Consider the following 16,920-nt stretch of genomic DNA (forward strand, 5'->3'; position numbering starts at 1 on the left):
CACGGCCGGCGGGGGTGCGCTCACTCCGACCCGCAGGACTCCGGACAGCCGTCGTCGGACACCTTCCAGACCAGGTCACGAAGGGTGCCAAGCTCCTCGTCGCTCATCCCGGACAGGAGTCGGGAGTCGGACATTACCTCGATCACCCGGGCCCGCACGACCCGGCCCTCCCCGGTCACCAGCAGCGTCTTCTGCCGCCGGTCCGTCGGGTCGGTGCGGCGCTCGACCAGCCCGGCCTGCTCCAGCTTGTCGACCAGCACCGTCACGTTCGACCGGTCGCAACCCAGCTGACCGGCGAGATCACGGGCCGGCAGCGGGTGGTCCGGGTCCAACTCCCGCAGCGCCCGGGCCGCCGCCGGGGTGAGCCCCAACTCGGCGAACGCGGAGCCCTGCCGGTGTCGCAGAGCGTCGGTGACGTGCGCCATCCGCCGCACCACGTCGGCGGCGAGACCGGCCCGATCCACCGGCTCACCTGTTGCGGGAACGACCTGCTGCGCCACCGCCACATCGTACGCACGCCATCTCGCCGCCGGGTCATCGATCAAACTCCTCGGCGAGGACTGAAGCCCGGCACTGACGGATCGACCGCGATCATCGGTGTTCGACTGCCGGCGACGGGCCGGGGCCCTCGTCGTCACCTCCCGGCCACCAACGCTCGCGAGGCTCCCCTAGGGCGTGTTTCAGAAGAATTAGCCGGCCTGCGGCGGGCCCAGGCGACGACCGGCGGCGTTGCGGTTTCGTCCGGATACAACACCGGTATCCGAACAAAACCGCGCCTTGCCGGACCGCCGCCTGGACTCCCCCTCGGCTCGACCGCCCTTCTGAAACACGCCCTGGTCACGAGAGATCGGATTCTGGGGAGGATTTCGTGTCACTGTCCCGACGTACCATCCTGCTGTCCGGCGCCGCACTCGGCGCCGCGGGCGCGGTCACCGGGCTGCCGGTGCCGGCCGGCGCGGCGGCGGCCCACCGGCCGCTGTCCTATCCGTTCACCCTCGGTGTGGCCTCCGGCGATCCCGACCACGACGGGTTCGTGCTGTGGACCCGCCTGGCCCCGCAACCACTGGCCGAGGACGGCCTCGGCGGCATGCCGGACCGCGACATACCGGTCCACTGGGAGCTGGCCGCTGACGAGCGGTTCCGGCACGTGGTGCGCCGTGGGGTTTCGGTCGCCCGCACCCGCTCGGCGCACAGCGTGCACGTGGAGCTGGCCGGCCTGCTGCCCGGGCGCGAATACTTCTACCGGTTCCGCGCCGAGCGACACCTCTCGCCGATCGGGCGCACTCGCACCGCTCCCTCGCCGTCGAGCATGCCGGCCGCCCTGGCGATGGGCTTCGCGTCCTGCTCCCAGTACGAGCACGGCTACTTCACCGCCTACCGCCGCCTCGCCGAGACCGAGCCGGAGCTGATCCTGCACCTGGGCGACTACCAGTACGAATACGCCCCGGACACGTACAACATCCCGGGTGGCAACCCGCGTGACCATGAGGGACCGGAGACGCGGACGCTGGCCAACTACCGGCAGCGGCACGCCCAGTACAAGACCGACACCGACCTGCAGGCCGCGCACGCGGTGGCGCCCTGGGTGGTGGTGTTCGACGACCACGAGGTGGAGAACAACTGGGCCGACGAGGTGCCCGAGGCGCCGGACCCCGAGTTTCCCACGCGTCGGGCGGCGGCGTTCCAGGCGTACTACGAGAACATGCCGCTACGACGCACCTCGATCCCCCGGGGCATCGACATGCAGCTCTACCGGCGGGTGCGCTGGGGGCGGCTGGCCACGTTCCACATGCTCGACACCCGGCAGTACCGCGACGACCAGGCCTGCGGCGACGGCTACCGGGACTGCGCGGCGGCGTCGGACCCGGCCCGTTCCATCACCGGTGCGGAGCAGGAGGCGTGGCTGCTGGACGGCTTCCGCCGGTCGGACGCCCGGTGGGACATCCTGGGCCAGCAGGTCTTCTTCGCCCAGCGGGACAACAACGCGGGCCCGCTCACCGTTACCAGCATGGACGCCTGGGACGGCTACGTCGCCTCCCGGGACCGGATCACCCGGGGCTGGCTCGGCGCCGGGGTACGCAACCCGGTGGTGCTGACCGGCGACGTGCACGCCCACTGGGCCAGCGACCTCAAGCTGGATTACTCCGACCCGACCTCACGCACGGTCGGCACCGAGCTGGTCTGCTCGTCGATCACCTCGACCGGCGACGGCGCGGACTCGGTCTCCGGCTCGCACCCGTGGTTCGCGTTCAACCCGCACCTGCGCTTCCAGAACAACCTGCGGGGGTACGTCCGCACGACGATCACTCCGGGGCAGCTCACGGCCGACTTCGACGTGCTGCCGTACGTCACTCGGCCGGACGCGCCCGCGTACACACGGGCCTCGTTCGTGATCGAGGACCGCGTGCCCGGCCTGCACCAGACGGCGGACAACCCGCTCCCGTCAGCGGCCCGCACTGCCACGCCATCCACGGACCCTGGCCAGCAGACCGTCCAGCAGGAGACAGTTCGCCCGTAACCCGCCCGACGCCTCAAGATCCGCGCAACATGAGGGAACTTGTTGCCTCGCCACGGGCTGAGGCAGCAGTTTCGGGGAAGTTGTGCGGATCTTGAGGCATAGGGCGGCGCGGGACGACGGACCGGGACGGCGGTCAGGCCGGGAGGAAGGAGAAGCGGACCTGGCGGGTCGGGTTGTCGCCGTTGGTGTCGACGAGGCAGATCGACTGCCAGGTGCCGAGCGCCAGCCGGCCGCCGAGCACCGGCACTGTGGCGTACGGGGGGATGAACGCCGGCAGCACATGGTCGCGGCCGTGGCCGGGCGAGCCGTGGCGGTGCCGCCAGCGGCCGTCGGTGGGGAGCAGGTCGTCCAGGGCTCTGAGCAGGTCGTCGTCGGAGCCCGACCCGGTCTCGATGATCGCCAGGCCGGCGGTGGCGTGCGGCACGAAGACGTGCAGCAGGCCGTCACTCTCGCCCGAGACGAACTGCTGGGCCTCGGCGGTGATGTCCCGGACGGTCGGCCGGGACCCGGTCTGGACGGTGATCACGTCGCTGCGCATACGTCGCATTCTGCCGCAGGGTGCGGTCAGGAACTGCCGCCACCGCCGCCGCCGCCAGAGTCGCCGCCGCCGGACCAGCCGCCGCCGGAGTCACCGCCGGACCAGCCCCAGCCGGACCAGCCGCCCCCGGAATCGCCGCCCCCGGAATCGCCGCTGCTGCCGGCTGGCTCCGTATCGTCGGAGCTGTCGTGGTCGCCGTCCCGCTGGCGGCCGACGTGCCCGCTCCCGGCATCCCCGGCAGGCACCGGGTAGAAGCCGTACCCGCCGCCGTCCGAGTCCGGACGACGGCGACGACCTCCGGACTGGCCGCTCAGACGGGCCGCGCGGATCGCGTCCCGCAGCAGGCCCACGCCGAGCACGGCCACCAGGGCGCCGACGGCCACCAGTCCGACCATCGGCAGGCTGCCGGAGGCGAGGGCGACCGCGCCGACGACCAGGCCGATCACTCCGACAACGATCATGCTCGCGGCGACCGCGACACGGCGTCCGTTCATGTCGGCAACGGTAGGAGTGGCGGTCAAACCCCTCAGGTTCCACCCGGTCGTCGCGCTAAGTTACCGGCGAGTACCTGTGTTCAGCATCGCGTCGGGGGCACCTAGACGTGACGAGGGGTGCCACCAGGGGGCAGGATGGCGCTAGAGACCTATCCCACACACAACCGAGGGAACGCCTGTGGCTACGGAACGCAAGCGCCCGGTGATCAGCGACGGCCTACCGAGCCAGCTTCCGGACATCGACCCTGAAGAGACAAGCGAATGGGTCGAGTCGCTTGACGGTGTCATCGACGAACGCGGCGCCAAACGCGCCCGCTACGTCATGCTGCGCCTGCTGGAGCGGGCCCGTGAGCGCCAGGTCGGGGTTCCGCCCCTGACCACCACCGATTACATCAACACCATCCCGTCCGAGCGCGAGCCCTGGTTCCCGGGTGACGAGCACGTCGAGCGGCGGATCCGGGCGTACGTCCGGTGGAACGCCGCCATGCTGGTGCACCGGGCGCAGCGCCCGGAGATCGGCGTCGGCGGGCACATCTCCACCTTCGCCAGCTCGGCGTCGCTCTACGAGGTGGGCTTCAACCACTTCTTCCGGGGCAAGAACCACCCGGGCGGTGGCGACCAGATCTTCTACCAGGGCCACGCCTCCCCCGGCATGTACGCGCGGGCGTTCCTGGAGGGGCGGCTCAGCGAGCACCAGCTCGACGGGTTCCGCCAGGAGCTGTCGCACCCCGGCGGTGGGCTGCCCTCGTACCCGCACCCTCGGCTGATGCCGGACTTCTGGGAGTTCCCCACCGTCTCGATGGGCCTCGGCGGTCTGAACGCGATCTACCAGGCCCGGTTCAACAGGTACCTGCAGCACCGCGGCATCAAGGACACCTCCCAGCAGCACGTCTGGGCGTTCCTCGGCGACGGCGAGATGGACGAGCCGGAGACGCTCGGCGCCATCGGTGTGGCCGCCCGCGAGGAGCTGGACAACCTCACCTTCGTGATCAACTGCAACCTGCAGCGGCTGGACGGCCCGGTCCGGGGCAACGGCAAGGTCATGCAGGAGCTGGAGGCGTTCTTCCGGGGTGCCGGCTGGAACGTCATCAAGGTCGTCTGGGGTCGTGAGTGGGACCCGCTGCTCGCCGCGGACACCGACGGCGCGTTGGTCAACCTGATGAACACCACCACCGACGGCGACTACCAGACCTACAAGGCGGAGTCCGGCGCGTACGTGCGGGAGCACTTCTTCGGCCGGGACTCCCGGACCCGCAAGATGGTCGAGCCGCTCAGCGACGACGAGATCTGGAACCTCAAGCGGGGTGGGCACGACTACCGCAAGCTCTACGCGGCCTACAAGGCGGCCACCGAGCACACCGGTCAGCCCACCGTCATCCTGGCGAAGACGATCAAGGGCTGGACCCTCGGCTCGCACTTCGAGGGCCGCAACGCGACCCACCAGATGAAGAAGCTGACGCTGGAGGACTTGAAGACCTTCCGCGACCGGCTCTACCTGGACATCCCGGACAAGGCGCTGGAGGACAACCCCTACCTGCCGCCGTACTTCCACCCGGGCGAGAAGTCCGAGGAGCTGACGTACCTCAAGGAGCGGCGCGAGCAGCTCGGCGGGTACCTGCCGTCCCGGCGGACCAGCACGAAGCGGCTGGCCATCCCCGGCCCGGAGCGGTTCGCCGACATCAAGCGCGGCTCGGGCAAGCAGAAGGTGGCCACCACGCAGGCCTTCGTCCGTCTGCTCAAGGACGTGATGAAGGACAAGGAGTTCGGCAAGCGCTGGGTGCCGATCATCCCGGACGAGGCCCGCACCTTCGGTCTGGACTCGATCTTCCCGACCGCGAAGATCTACTCGCCGCACGGCCAGCGCTACACCTCGGTCGACCGCGAGCTGTTCCTGTCGTACAAGGAGTCGACCTCCGGGCAGATCCTGCACGAGGGGATCAACGAGGCCGGTTCGGTGGCCTCGTTCACCGCGGCCGGCTCGGCGTACGCCACGCACGACGAGCCGATGATCCCGATGTACATCTTCTACTCGATGTTCGGGTTCCAGCGGACCGCCGACGGGCTGTGGGCTGCGGCCGACCAGATGGCCCGGGGCTTCCTGCTCGGCGCCACAGCGGGTCGGACCACGCTCAACGGTGAGGGCCTTCAGCACGAGGACGGGCACTCGCTGCTGATCGCGGCCACCAACCCGGCAGTGGTGGCGTACGACCCGGCGTTCGCGTACGAGATCGCGCACATCCTGGAGCAGGGTCTGCACCGGATGTACGGGGACGCGCAGGAAAACGTCTTCTACTACCTGACTGTCTACAACGAGCCGACGCTCCAGCCGGCCGAGCCGGCCGACGTGGACGTGGAGGGCCTGCTCAAGGGCATCTACCGCTACTCGCCGGCACCGCAGGTCGACGGCCCGAAGGCCAACCTGCTCGCCTCGGGCACGGGGATGCAGTGGGCGCTCAAGGCCCAGCAGCTGCTCGCCCAGGACTGGGGTGTGGGCGCGGACGTCTGGTCGGTGACCTCGTGGACCGAGCTGCGCCGCGACGCGGTGGAGACCGAGGAGTACAACCTGCTCAACCCGGGCGCCGAGGCGAAGGTTCCGTACATCCAGCAGAAGCTGGCCGACGCGGACGGCCCGAAGGTCGCGGTCAGCGACTTCATGCGTGCGGTACCGGATCTGATCGCCCGCTGGGTACCCGGCGACTACACGTCGCTCGGCACCGACGGTTTCGGCATGTCGGACACCCGGCACGCGCTGCGCCGGCACTTCCACGTCGACGCGGAGTCGATCGTGGTGGCCACGCTGCGGCAGCTCGCCCGCAGCGGCGCGGTGGCGACCACGGTTCCGGCCGAGGCCGCCAAGAAGTACGCGATCGACGACGTCAACGCCGCCCCGGTCGGCGAGACCGGCGGCGACAGCTGACCCAGCACCACTGAGGAGGGCCCGGCGCATCCGCGCCGGGCCCTTTCGGTGTACGGAGCGGCGGTGGTCCGGGGGCCCTGGCGGGGATCCGGACCACCGCCGTCGCGGGTGACGCCGGGAGGATGGGCTCTCGTCAGCCGACGGCGGCCAGGTCGGTGAGCCGGGCCAGCGAGTCCTCCAGGTCGGCGCCGACCCGACGCAGTCCGAGGCGCAGCAGGGCCGCCTTGACCGGGCCGGCCGGCCAGCGGACCACGATGAGGCGCACGATGGTCCCGCCCTCCTCCTCGTCTCCGGTGAGCTGGACGTAGATCTCGGTGCGCGCCTCCGCGCGAGATCCCGCTCCCTTGGCCCGTTCCCGCCAGCCGATCAGCGTCGGCTCCTGGTAGGCGATCACCTCGGCCTCATGCGCCGAGCCGCGCCCCGCCTGGACCAGTTGTCGCCGCCCGAAGCCCTCTCCCGAGAGCACTTCGGCCGCGCGGACCCCGGCCAGCCAGGCCGGCAACTGCTCGGCCCGCTGCACGACATCCCAGACCACTTCAATTGGCGCCGCCACGTGCGCACTGCGTTCCACGAGGATCATTTCCGTCTTTCCTCCGGTGAGGACATCCCACGATATCGGCACTCTATGCGTTAAATCGGACTTACCTGGACGGGTTCGGAAAAAGACACGCCGATCAACCATTGCGGAATGCGCCAGGCCGGCCTATGGCGCATTCATCGACAGCGCCCTAAAGTCCCGAGCACGTTTCACGTTGACCGGGAGGGCGCATGTCGACCGCACCGTTGCCCCAGTTCCCCACCGGCTTCCGCTGGGGCGTCTCCACATCGGCCCACCAGATCGAGGGCGCCACCACTGCCGACGGCCGAGCCCCGTCCATCTGGGACACCTTCGCGCGCTCCCCCGGGCGGATCAGCGACGGCAGCAGCGGCGAGGTGGCCTGCGACCACTACCACCGGCGCACCGAGGACGTGGCGCTGCTGGCCGGCCTGGGCGTCTCCGCGTACCGGTTCTCCATCGCCTGGCCCCGGGTCCAGCCCACCGGCGCCGGCCCGGCCAACCCGGCCGGCCTGGACTTCTACGACCGGCTGGTGGACGAGTTGCTGGCCGCCGGCGTCGACCCGGTCGCCACCCTCTACCACTGGGACCTGCCGCAACCCCTCGAAGACGCCGGCGGCTGGCTGCACCGCGACACCGCCGCCCGGTTCGCCGAGTACGCCGAGAAGACCGCCGCCCGGCTCGGCGACCGGGTCCGGCTCTGGATCACCCTGAACGAGCCGTTCATCCACATGAGCCTCGGCTACGGCATGGGCGTGCACGCCCCCGGCCGCATGCTGCTGTTCGACGCCTTCCCGGTCGCCCACCACCAACTGCTCGGGCACGGACTCGCGGTCGCCGCGCTGCGGGCGCATACCGCCAGCCCTGTGGCGATCGCCAACAACTACTCGCCGGTGCGGGTGCTCGGCGACCGCGACGCCGACCGGGCCGCCGGGGCCGCGTACGAGGCGCTGCACAACCGGCTCTTCACCGACCCGCTGCTCGGCCGCGGCTACCCGGAACTGCCCGGCTTCGACCCGAGCGTCATCCACCCCGGCGACCTCGACACGATCGCCGCGCCGCTCGACGTGCTCGGGGTCAACTACTACAACCCCACCGGGGTACGTGCTGCCGAGGAGGGCTCGCCCCTGCCGTTCGACCTCGTGCCGCTGGACGGCTACCCACGTACCGCCTTCGACTGGCCGGTGGCCCCCGACGGGCTACGCGAACTGCTCGGCTGGCTGCGCGACACGTACGGCGACGAGCTGCCACCCATCGAGATCACCGAGAGCGGCTGCGCGTACGACGACGTACCCGACGCCGACGGGCAGGTGACCGACACGGAGCGGATCGCGTACCTCGACGGGCACCTGCGCGCGGTGCGGGCCGCCGTCGACGACGGGGTGGACGTCCGCGGGTACTTCGTCTGGTCGTTGCTGGACAACTGGGAGTGGGCCGAGGGGTTCACCAAGCGCTTCGGTCTGGTGCACGTCGACTACGCCACCCAGACCCGTACGCCGAAGTCGTCGTACACCTGGTTGCGGGACGTGATCGCGGCCAGCCGGCCGGGGTCGACGCGGTGACCACCCTCGACCCGACGCCGGCGTCGCTGCCGGCGTCGCTCGCCGAACCGACGGTGCCGGTGCGGCGCAGCTGGATCGGTTTGATCTTCGCGGCCAACCTCGGCGTGTGGATGGCGTTCTTCACGCCCATCCAGGTGCTGCTGCCGCAGCAGATCGAGCAGATCGCGCCCGGCGACAAGGAGAACATGCTGGCCGTGGTCACCGGCCTCGGTGCGCTGGCCGCGGTGCTGGCCAACCCCCTCGCTGGCGCACTCTCCGACCGGACCTGCCTGCGCATCGCCGGCCGCGAGTTCGGTCGGCGGCACATCTGGACGGCGGGCGGGGCCGTGCTGGGCGCGGCGGCCCTGGTGCTGCTGGCCCAGCAGCGGACCATCCTCGGGGTCGCCCTCGGCTGGGTCGCCGCGCAGGTCTGCTTCAACGCGATGCTGGCCAGCCTCAGCGCGGCCATCCCGGACCGGGTTCCGGTGCGTCAGCGCGGCGGGGTCTCGGGTTGGGTGGGCATCCCGCAGGCGCTCGGGTTGGTGCTCGGCGCGGTGCTGGTCACCGCAGTGGTCACCGGCAACACCGCCGGCTACCTGGCCATCGCCGTGGCCATCCTGCTGTTGTCGCTGCCGTTCGCGCTGCTCACCCCCGACGAGCCGCTGCCGCGTACGCATCGGCCGGCGATCCGGACGCGGGCGCTGCTGGCCTCGATGTGGATCAGCCCCCGCCGGCACCCGGATTTCGCCTGGGCCTGGATCACCCGGTTCCTGGTCCAGTTGGGCAACGCGCTGGGCACCCTCTACCTGCTGTACTTCCTCAGCGACGGGGTGCGCCACCCCGACCCCGAGGGCGGCCTGCTGGTGCTGATCCTGCTCTACACGCTCGGGATGATGCTGACCGCTGTGGTCGCCGGCCGGATGTCCGACCGGTCCGGCCGGCGCAAGATCTACGTGATCGTCTCCGGGCTGATCATGGCAGTGGCGGCGCTGCTGCTCGCTGTCGCGCCGGTCTGGCCGATGGCCATCGTCGCGGCGCTGCTGCTCGGCGCCGGCTACGGCATCTACCTCTCGGTGGACGCCGCGTTGATCACGCAGGTGCTGCCCCGGGCCACCGACCGGGCCAAGGACCTGGGAGTCATCAACATCGCCAACTCGGCGCCGCAGGTGCTCGGCCCGGCGCTCTCCGCCCCGCTCGTGGTCTACCTGGGTGGCTATCCCACGCTCTACGCGGTCACCGCCGTGGTCACAGTGCTCGGCAGCGCCCTGGTCGTCAAGATCCGCTCGGTGCCGTGAGCCTGGGGGCGGTGGCGGAAAGCAGTCGCGTACCGCCGTAGGCTGGGGGACGTGACAGTACGTGTGCGATTCGCCCCCTCCCCGACCGGTATGTTCCACGTCGGCGGCGCCCGCTCGGCGCTGCAGAACTGGATCTTCGCCAAGCAGCAGGGCGGCGTGTTCGTGCTGCGCATCGAGGACACCGACGCGGCGCGCAACAAGCCCGAGTGGACCGAGGGCATCCTCTCCGCGCTGGACTGGATCGGGATCTCCCGGGGCAGCTACGAGGGCCCGTACTTCCAGTCGGCGAATGCGGGCGAGCACCGGGCCGCCGCCGCGCGCCTGTACGAGTCGGGCCGCGCCTACTACTGCGACTGCACCCGCGAGGACGTGCAGGCCCGCACCGGCTCGCAGTACCAGGGCTACGACGGCTACCACCGCGACCGTGGCCTCGGCCCGGGCCCGGGGCACGCGCTGCGCTTCCGTACGCCGGACGAGGGCACGACAGTGGTGGTCGACCTGATCCGCGGTGAGCCCACCTTCGAGAACAAGCTCATCGAGGACTTCGTCATCGCCCGGGGCGACGGCTCGCCGGTCTTCCTGCTGGCCAACGTCGTCGACGACATGACCATGGGGATCACCCACGTGATCCGGGCCGAGGAGCACCTGCCCAACACCCCCAAGCAGCAGCTGCTCTGGGAAGCCCTCGGGGTCAAGCCGCCGGTCTGGGCGCACGTGCCGGTGGTGGTCAACGAGAAGCGGCAGAAGCTCTCCAAGCGCCGGGACAAGGTCGCCCTGGAGGCGTACCGCGACGAGGGTTACCTCGCCGGCGCGATGCGCAACTACCTCATGCTGCTCGGCTGGGCCCCCTCCGGCGACCGGGAGATCGTCCCCTGGTCGGTGATCGAGGACGAGTTCCGGCTGGACGAGGTCAACCTCTCCTCGGCGTTCTTCGACGAGAAGAAGCTGCGGGCGTTCAACGGTGAGTACATTCGCGCGCTGCCGGTGGCCGAGTTCGTCGACGCCTGCCAGCCGTGGCTGACCGGCACCGGGACCATCCCGCCACCGCCGTGGCAGCCAGAGGAGTTCGACGCCGACGCGTTCGCCGCCGTGGCGCCGCTGGCCCAGACGCGCATCGCGGTGCTCAGCGAGATCGTGCCGAACGTCGACTTCCTCTTCCTGGCCTCGCCGCTGATCGACGAGGCCGCCTGGACCAAGACCATGAAGGACGGCTCCGCCGAGCTGCTGGACGACGCGGTCGCAGCGTTCGAGGCACTGGAGTCGTGGGACGCCGAGTCGCTGAAGTCGACGCTGGAGGCGGTCGGCGCCGAGCGGGGCCTCAAGCTCGGCAAGACGCAGGCGCCGGTGCGGGTCGCGGTCACCGGCCGCACCGTGGGCCTGCCGCTGTTCGAGTCGCTGGAGGTGCTCGGTCGCGAGCGCACCCTGACCCGGATCCGCGCCGCCCGCCTGCGCCTGGTCTGATTGTCGCTCGTCGACGCCTCACGAGCGCGTCGCCGACCTAACTCCGCATCGCCCTGTCCTTTGCTCTGCACCCCAATAGGCGCCGGTCGCAGACCGTAGCCGTCGCATCCGCGGGTGCAGAGCAAAGGATGACCCGCACGCCTGACCACCAGGAGCGGTGAGTAGCAGAGGGTCACTGAACCCGTCGGCGGCGGCGGAACACGAGGCCGGCCGCGAGGGCAGCGAGCAGCACCAAACCGCCAAGCGCCCAGGGCCACCAACGACTGCCGGAGTCGGACCGCTCCGACGCCGCCGGCACCGTCGAACTGCCGGACGTCGCCGACGTAGGCCCTGCGGAGGGTGCGCCGACGGCGGGCGCGCCAGCCGAGGGCGACCCGACCGGGCTGGTGCTGGCGGCGGCCGACGGCGAGGCGGACGGGTCCGCCGCGGTGCCGCTGGTCAGGGTGAACCGCACCTCGCCCTTCACCGGATGCCCGTCGGACGACGCGAGCTGGTAGCCGACGATGTAGAGCCCCGCGGCGGCCGGCTTGAACGGCACCCGCACCCGGCTGCCGTCGAAGGCGGGAGTCCCGCCAGCGACCACATTGTCCGGTCCGGTTATTGTGATCTTCGTCGAAGCCGGTGACGGCTTGGCGAGGAACCGCAGTTCGATCCGGGCAGGTGCCGTCGCCACGCGGGCGCCGTTGCGCGGGTCGCTGCCGGTCAGCTCGTTGTGGGCGGCGGCTGGTGTCGCCGGCACCAGAAACGACACACCGAACGCCACGCCGAGCACCACTGGCATGACCCGCACCGTACGTGTAACCCTGCCCCCCATGAACCCCTCCGTAAGGGTACGATCCGCCCGCTGATCAAACGGCTCCTCATTAGTCGAGCAGAGATCGCAGATAGTTCCAATTAGTGTTCCAAAAGCTGCAACTCATCGACGTTCTGCGGAGTCTGTAGGAGTGGACGCGACCATCTGGTCGATGCCGCACCGGCAGGTCGGTCCGGACGTCACGACGAAGCCATCCATCGAACGGGGCGAGGAGGCGGGATGGTCCGACACATGAGGCGGTTGGCCGCCGTGTTGGCGGGCACGCTGGCGGCGGCGCTGCTGACGCTGGGCACCGCTGGTTCGGCCTCGGCGGCGCCGAAGCCGGCACCCGCCGGAGTGGACATCACCGGCACGGGACTGTCCGCGCCGCTGCGGATGCACGCGGACAAGGAGCCGGCCCTCGTGGGCGCGGTCATCGACCAGGTCAACTTCCTCGCTCGCACCGGCATGCCGACCGGTCCGAAGGCTGCCAACCTCGGTCCGAAATACACTGTCGTGGTGCTCGCCGGCGAGACGCCGAAACAGACCTACGACCTCTATCCCAAGGCGATCGGCGGCCCGCGTGTCTACCGGCCGGCGAAGCAGCCGGACGGCCGCAAGACCAGCGCCGGCTGGTTCCTGGGGCGGCTCAGCATGTCCGAGACCCTGCGCACCGCCGGTGTGCCGCTGGAGCGGCAGTTCGACACTGTCAGCGGCGGCGCGGGCGGCGGCGAGCGGGTGCTCCCGGAGGACACGCTCGACCCGGCGAAGGACCTCGACGAGGCGCTCGGCGACCTGCAACGCCTACTGCTGCTCAACATCGGCGTGATGCTGACCATCACCGTCGGCCTCGCCGGAATCGCCCTGCTGATCCGCCGCCGCACTCGCTGACCCGACACACTCGCTGAGCCGACGCACTCGCTGATCAGCGAGTGCGTCGGCGGTGGTCAGCACCAGCGACGCGGTGGGCGTTCCCGGCGGGTGGCCCGTGGCCGCGGCCGGACCGCGCCATGCCGATGCGCCCCGGCCCAGCCGGGAAGTTCACTGAGGCAACCAGCGGGAACGTCCGAGTCGGGCTCGGCGGGACCGGCGGGCTCGGCGGAGCGCTGACGCGGGATGTCCTCGTCGGCCCGGCCGGCGAGCGGCTCCACCGGGTGCGATGGTGCGCCACCGACCGCCCGGCGGTGCTTGCCAGCCGCCTGCGGGTCGTGGTGTCCCGGCCGGCAGGGCTCGCCCTGGGCGCAGCCGTGCTCGGCCTCCCCGTGCGCCATCCCCGGTCTCCTCACGCTCGTCCCACCCTCGGGTGCTCTCCCCGAGGTGCCCTGTCACCGTACTGGCCGGGACCGACGGGCCGCGCGCAGCGTACCCGGGGTCCCGGCCGGCCGGTCCGCGAAGACGCCGCTGAGCGCGGGGCCCGGTTACGCAGTTCACAGCTTCTTTCCGCGCCGTTCACCCGGCGCGTCACGGCCGAGGGCGCACCGGCTGCGGGGAGCGGTCCGGGTACCCCTTTCGGCGCATGGCGGTGCGGTCGAGGTCCTCCCCCGGTCGGAGTTGGGCGGGCGACGGCTGTGGTGGGATCGGGGCATGCGTCCGCCACCATGGCTCGACTCCGGCACCCTCGGCCGTGACCTCGTGCTGGCCGGTGCGTCGCTGGCCGGCGGCCTGGTGCTCTACACCCTGGGTTGGCAACCGCAGGTCCGTCCGGACGCTGACGTGCCGTCGGCGTTGTTCCTGCCGCCGCTGCTGGCGGTCTGCGTCGCCGTCGGCCTGCGGCGGGTCGCACCGCGCGCCAGCCTGGCCGTGGGGACCGGCGCGCTGGTGGTCGACACGGCGCTGGGCAGTTCGCTGGGCACGCTCCTGGTCTACACGCAGGTGCTCTACGACGCCTGCGTGTACGGCCCGTCCCGGCTGTGGCGGTGGTTGCTGCGGATCACCGTGGCGCTGAGCCTGATCGGGGTGGTCGTCGGTGTGCTCGTGCACGGTCAGTGGAGCGGGGCGGCGCTCGGGGTGCTGGTGGTGCTCGTCGGGCTGCTGCCGGTGCTGACCGGCATCAGTGTTCGGCAGTACCGCGACCAGGCCGCCGCCGAGCGGGCGCGGGCCGAACAGACCGCCCGGTTGGTGGAGTTGGACCGTCGGCAGGCGGTCAGCGCCGAGCGGGCCCGGATGGCCCGGGAGCTGCACGACGTGGTCGCGAACCACCTGAGCGCGGTGGCCATCCACGCCACCGCCGTGCTCTCCGTGCCGGGGTTGGATCGCGGGCAGGTGGAGTCGGCGTTGCGGGTGATCAGGGAGAGCAGCGTGCAGGGGCTGGCGGAGATGCGGCAGATGATCGAGGTGCTGCGCGAGCCCGGGACCAGCGCCGGGCCGGGTACGCCGGAGGTGGTCACCGCGCGGCTGGCCGAGGCGGACGGACTGGTCGAGCGGGCTCGGGCGGCCGGCCTCGCGGTGCGGGTCCGGACCGACGGCACGCCGGGCGCACTGCCGGTGGGGGTGGACCTCGCCGCGTACCGGATCGTGCAGGAGTCGCTGACGAACGCGCTCAAGCACGGTACGGGTGAGGCGGAGCTGACGATCGCGTACCGGCCGGCCGAGGTGGTGCTGACTGTGGAGAACCCGGTCCGGCGGGGCGGTGCCGGCCTGCCGGGCGCCGGGGCCGGGCTGATCGGTATGCGGGAGCGGGCCACCCTGCTGGCCGGCCGATTCACCGCCGGGCCGCACGACGGTCGCTGGCGGGTGCGGGCGGCCCTGCCCACCGGGGAGGTCGGGTGACCGGGCCGGCGCGGCCACCGGACACCGCGGGCGTGGCGACGGTACGGGTGGTGCTCGCCGACGACCAACCGGCGGTACGGGCCGGACTGGCACTGATTTTGAACGGCTCACCGGGTGTCGAGGTGGTCGGTGAGGCGGCCGACGGCGACGCCGCGGTGCGCCTGTGCCGGGAGTTGCGCCCCGACGTGGCGGTGCTGGATGTGCGGATGCCGCACCGGGACGGGATCTCCGCGACCCGGGCGATCGTCGGCGACGGGCTCGCCGACGTGCTGGTGCTCACCACCTTCGACCTCGACGAGTACGTCTTCGGGGCGTTGCGGGCCGGCGCGGCCGGGTTCCTGCTCAAGGACACCGACGCCGACGGCCTGGTCAGCGCGGTGCGGACGGTGGCGCGGGGCGACGGGTTCATCGCGCCCACCGTGACCCGCCGGCTGATCACCGCGTTCGCGGCCACCGCGCCCGGCGCGTCGGCGGACGCCCGGGCCGCGTTGGGCACCCTCACCCCGCGCGAGCGTGACGTGCTGGCCTGCCTCGGGTTGGGCCTGTCCAACCAGCAGATCGCCGACCGGCTGGTGCTGGCGGAGAGCACCACCAAGACCCACGTGAGCCGGATCCTGGCGAAGTTGGACCTGCGCAGTCGGGTGCAGGCCGCGATCCTGGCCCAGGAGGTGGGTCTGCCCCCTCCCCCGCAGCCGTGAGACGGGCGCCGACGCTGGCCGGCGGACCGGTGCCGGCGTGGTTGGCCTGCTCACGACGTGTCAGGCTAGGGCGGTGAGCACGCCGGGCGGTGGGGAGCTGTCGGCCACGCTGCGCCGGATCGAACGATCGGCGGGGGCGTTGGCCACCTCCAGCGTGGCCCGGATGGACGAGACGCTGCCCTGGTTCCGGGCGCTGCCCGCCGACCAGCGTTCCTGGGTGATGCTGGTCGCCCAGGCGGGCGCGAGGTCGTTGGTGCAGTGGCTGCGCGAGGGCGGCGGCACGGCGGACAGCACCCAGGAGGTCTCGGACGAGGTCTTCGCCGCCGCCCCGCAGGCGCTGGCCCGGTCGATCACCCTCCAGCAGACCGTCGCGTTGATCAAGGTGACCATCGACGTGGTCGAGGAGCAGGTGTCGCACCTGGCCGCCGAGGGCGAGGAGCAGCAGCTACGCGAGGCGGTGCTGCGCTTCTCCCGGGAGATCGCGTTCTCCGCCGCCCGGGTGTACGCACGGGCCGCCGAGTCGCGCGGCGCCTGGGACGCCCGGTTGCAGGCGCTGCTGGTCGACGCGCTGTTGCGCGGTGACTCGCCGGACGTCCTGGCCAGTCGGGCCGCCGCGCTGGGCTGGGCGGACGCGCCGCCGGTGGCGGTGGCGGTCGGCCGGTCGCCCGGCGGTGAGGTCTCCGCGGTGCTGCACGTGGTCTACCGGCAGGCCCGCCGGATCGGCGTGGAGGTGATCGGCGGCGTCCACGGCGACCGGCTGGTGATCGTGCTCGGCGGCGCACCGGACCCGCTGACCGCTACCGCGAAGCTGCTGGGCGCGTTCGGGGACGGCCCGGTGGTGGTCGGTCCCGCCGTACCGAGCCTGGACGAGGCGACCGAGTCGGCGCGGGCCGCGCTCTCCGGTTTTCGGGCCGCCCCGGCCTGGCCCAGCGCACCCCGACCGGTGCCGGCCGCGGACCTGCTGCCGGAGCGGGCGCTCGCCGGCGACGCGGAGGCCCGTCGGCGGCTCCGTCACGATGTGTACGCGACACTGGTGCGCGCCGGTGGGGAACTGCTGGCGACCCTGGACGCCTTCCTGGCCGCCGGTGGCACGCTGGAGAGCGCGGCCCGGGCGCTGTTCGTGCACCCGAACACGGTGCGTTACCGTTTGCGCCGGATCGCCGAGGTGACAGGGTTCTCGCCGCTGTCGCCGCGGGACGCGTTCGCCCTTCAGGTCGCGCTGACAGTGGGTCGGTTGGACCCGGTCGCCCCGCTCGCCTCGCCGGTCCCGACTCAGACAATCACCCCGGGCAGCCGGAAATCTGCCCAAACCGAGGATGATCCCCGCCGATCTTTGTAGG

Annotated in this window: 15 protein-coding genes; 9 read left to right on the forward strand and 6 right to left on the reverse strand. The window is 71.6% G+C overall.

Translation table 11 applies throughout. The annotated features are described in order from the left end of the window. Positions 1–20 precede the first annotated feature (20 nt). Complete coding sequence (locus IW249_RS01310) at positions 21–500, reverse strand: MarR family winged helix-turn-helix transcriptional regulator (RefSeq protein ID WP_372432921.1); 480 nt, start codon at positions 498–500, stop codon at positions 21–23. Positions 501–868: 368 nt separating this feature from the next. Between IW249_RS01310 and IW249_RS01315 the strand changes: the two genes are divergently transcribed. Further along, complete coding sequence (locus IW249_RS01315) at positions 869–2,518, forward strand: alkaline phosphatase D family protein (protein ID WP_196919130.1); 1,650 nt, start codon at positions 869–871, stop codon at positions 2,516–2,518. Positions 2,519–2,651: 133 nt separating this feature from the next. Here IW249_RS01315 and IW249_RS01320 read toward each other — a convergent pair whose 3' ends face one another. Next, the gene (locus IW249_RS01320; protein ID WP_196919131.1) at positions 2,652–3,056 is read right to left on the reverse strand and encodes a secondary thiamine-phosphate synthase enzyme YjbQ; all 405 of its coding nucleotides are present in this window, start codon (positions 3,054–3,056) and stop codon (positions 2,652–2,654) included. Between the two features lie 26 nt (positions 3,057–3,082). Then, on the reverse strand, positions 3,083–3,550 hold the full coding sequence (locus IW249_RS01325; protein ID WP_196919132.1) for a hypothetical protein: 468 nt from the start codon (positions 3,548–3,550) through the stop codon (positions 3,083–3,085). A gap of 178 nt (positions 3,551–3,728) precedes the next feature. Between IW249_RS01325 and aceE the strand changes: the two genes are divergently transcribed. Next, entirely contained in the window at positions 3,729–6,467 is a 2,739-nt protein-coding gene (gene aceE / locus IW249_RS01330) for a pyruvate dehydrogenase (acetyl-transferring), homodimeric type (RefSeq protein WP_196919133.1), read from the forward strand. A 133-nt stretch (positions 6,468–6,600) separates the two neighbouring features. Here aceE and IW249_RS01335 read toward each other — a convergent pair whose 3' ends face one another. Further along, entirely contained in the window at positions 6,601–7,047 is a 447-nt protein-coding gene (locus tag IW249_RS01335) for an SRPBCC family protein (RefSeq protein WP_030488771.1), read from the reverse strand. 188 nt (positions 7,048–7,235) lie between these two features. Here IW249_RS01335 and IW249_RS01340 point away from each other — a divergent pair, with 188 nt between their 5' ends. Genes IW249_RS01340 through gltX form a run of 3 tightly spaced genes read left to right on the forward strand, consistent with a single transcriptional unit; the run spans position 7,236 to position 11,320 of the window. Beyond that, positions 7,236–8,585 carry a GH1 family beta-glucosidase gene (locus IW249_RS01340; RefSeq protein WP_196919134.1) on the forward strand — a complete coding sequence of 450 codons (1,350 nt, stop codon included), beginning with the start codon at positions 7,236–7,238 and terminating at the stop codon, positions 8,583–8,585. Then, positions 8,582–9,859 carry an MFS transporter gene (locus IW249_RS01345; RefSeq protein ID WP_196919135.1) on the forward strand — a complete coding sequence of 426 codons (1,278 nt, stop codon included), beginning with the start codon at positions 8,582–8,584 and terminating at the stop codon, positions 9,857–9,859. The genes IW249_RS01340 and IW249_RS01345 overlap by 4 nt, the downstream gene beginning before the upstream one ends. Positions 9,860–9,910: 51 nt before the next feature. Then, positions 9,911–11,320, forward strand: coding sequence for a glutamate--tRNA ligase (gene gltX / locus IW249_RS01350; RefSeq protein ID WP_307788487.1), 1,410 nt, complete (start codon positions 9,911–9,913; stop codon positions 11,318–11,320). Positions 11,321–11,492: 172 nt separating this feature from the next. Here gltX and IW249_RS01355 read toward each other — a convergent pair whose 3' ends face one another. Then, positions 11,493–12,101 (reverse strand): copper resistance CopC family protein, encoded by a 609-nt coding sequence (locus tag IW249_RS01355; protein ID WP_231392371.1) that lies wholly within the window; start codon positions 12,099–12,101, stop codon positions 11,493–11,495. A 252-nt stretch (positions 12,102–12,353) separates the two neighbouring features. On the opposite strand from IW249_RS01355, the gene IW249_RS01360 reads away from it, so the two are divergent. After that, positions 12,354–13,004, forward strand: a complete 651-nt coding sequence (locus IW249_RS01360) for a hypothetical protein (protein WP_196919137.1) — start codon at positions 12,354–12,356, stop codon at positions 13,002–13,004. A 56-nt stretch (positions 13,005–13,060) separates the two neighbouring features. On the opposite strand, the gene IW249_RS01365 is transcribed toward IW249_RS01360, so the two are convergent. Beyond that, positions 13,061–13,384 (reverse strand): hypothetical protein, encoded by a 324-nt coding sequence (locus IW249_RS01365; protein WP_196919138.1) that lies wholly within the window; start codon positions 13,382–13,384, stop codon positions 13,061–13,063. A gap of 313 nt (positions 13,385–13,697) precedes the next feature. Between IW249_RS01365 and IW249_RS01370 the strand changes: the two genes are divergently transcribed. Genes IW249_RS01370 through IW249_RS01380 form a run of 3 tightly spaced genes read left to right on the forward strand, consistent with a single transcriptional unit; the run spans position 13,698 to position 16,919 of the window. Next, positions 13,698–14,882: a sensor histidine kinase gene (locus IW249_RS01370; protein ID WP_196919139.1), complete on the forward strand. Its 1,185-nt coding sequence runs from the start codon at positions 13,698–13,700 to the stop codon at positions 14,880–14,882. Then, positions 14,879–15,580, forward strand: coding sequence for a response regulator (locus IW249_RS01375; RefSeq protein WP_307788488.1), 702 nt, complete (start codon positions 14,879–14,881; stop codon positions 15,578–15,580). Before IW249_RS01370 ends, IW249_RS01375 begins: the two co-directional genes overlap by 4 nt. A gap of 37 nt (positions 15,581–15,617) precedes the next feature. Continuing rightward, positions 15,618–16,919, forward strand: a complete 1,302-nt coding sequence (locus IW249_RS01380; RefSeq protein WP_307788489.1) for a PucR family transcriptional regulator — start codon at positions 15,618–15,620, stop codon at positions 16,917–16,919. The last annotated feature ends 1 nt before the right edge of the window (position 16,920 follow it).

The sequence above is a fragment of the Micromonospora vinacea genome (assembly GCF_015751785.1).
Classification (GTDB): Bacteria; Actinomycetota; Actinomycetes; order Mycobacteriales; family Micromonosporaceae; genus Micromonospora; species Micromonospora vinacea.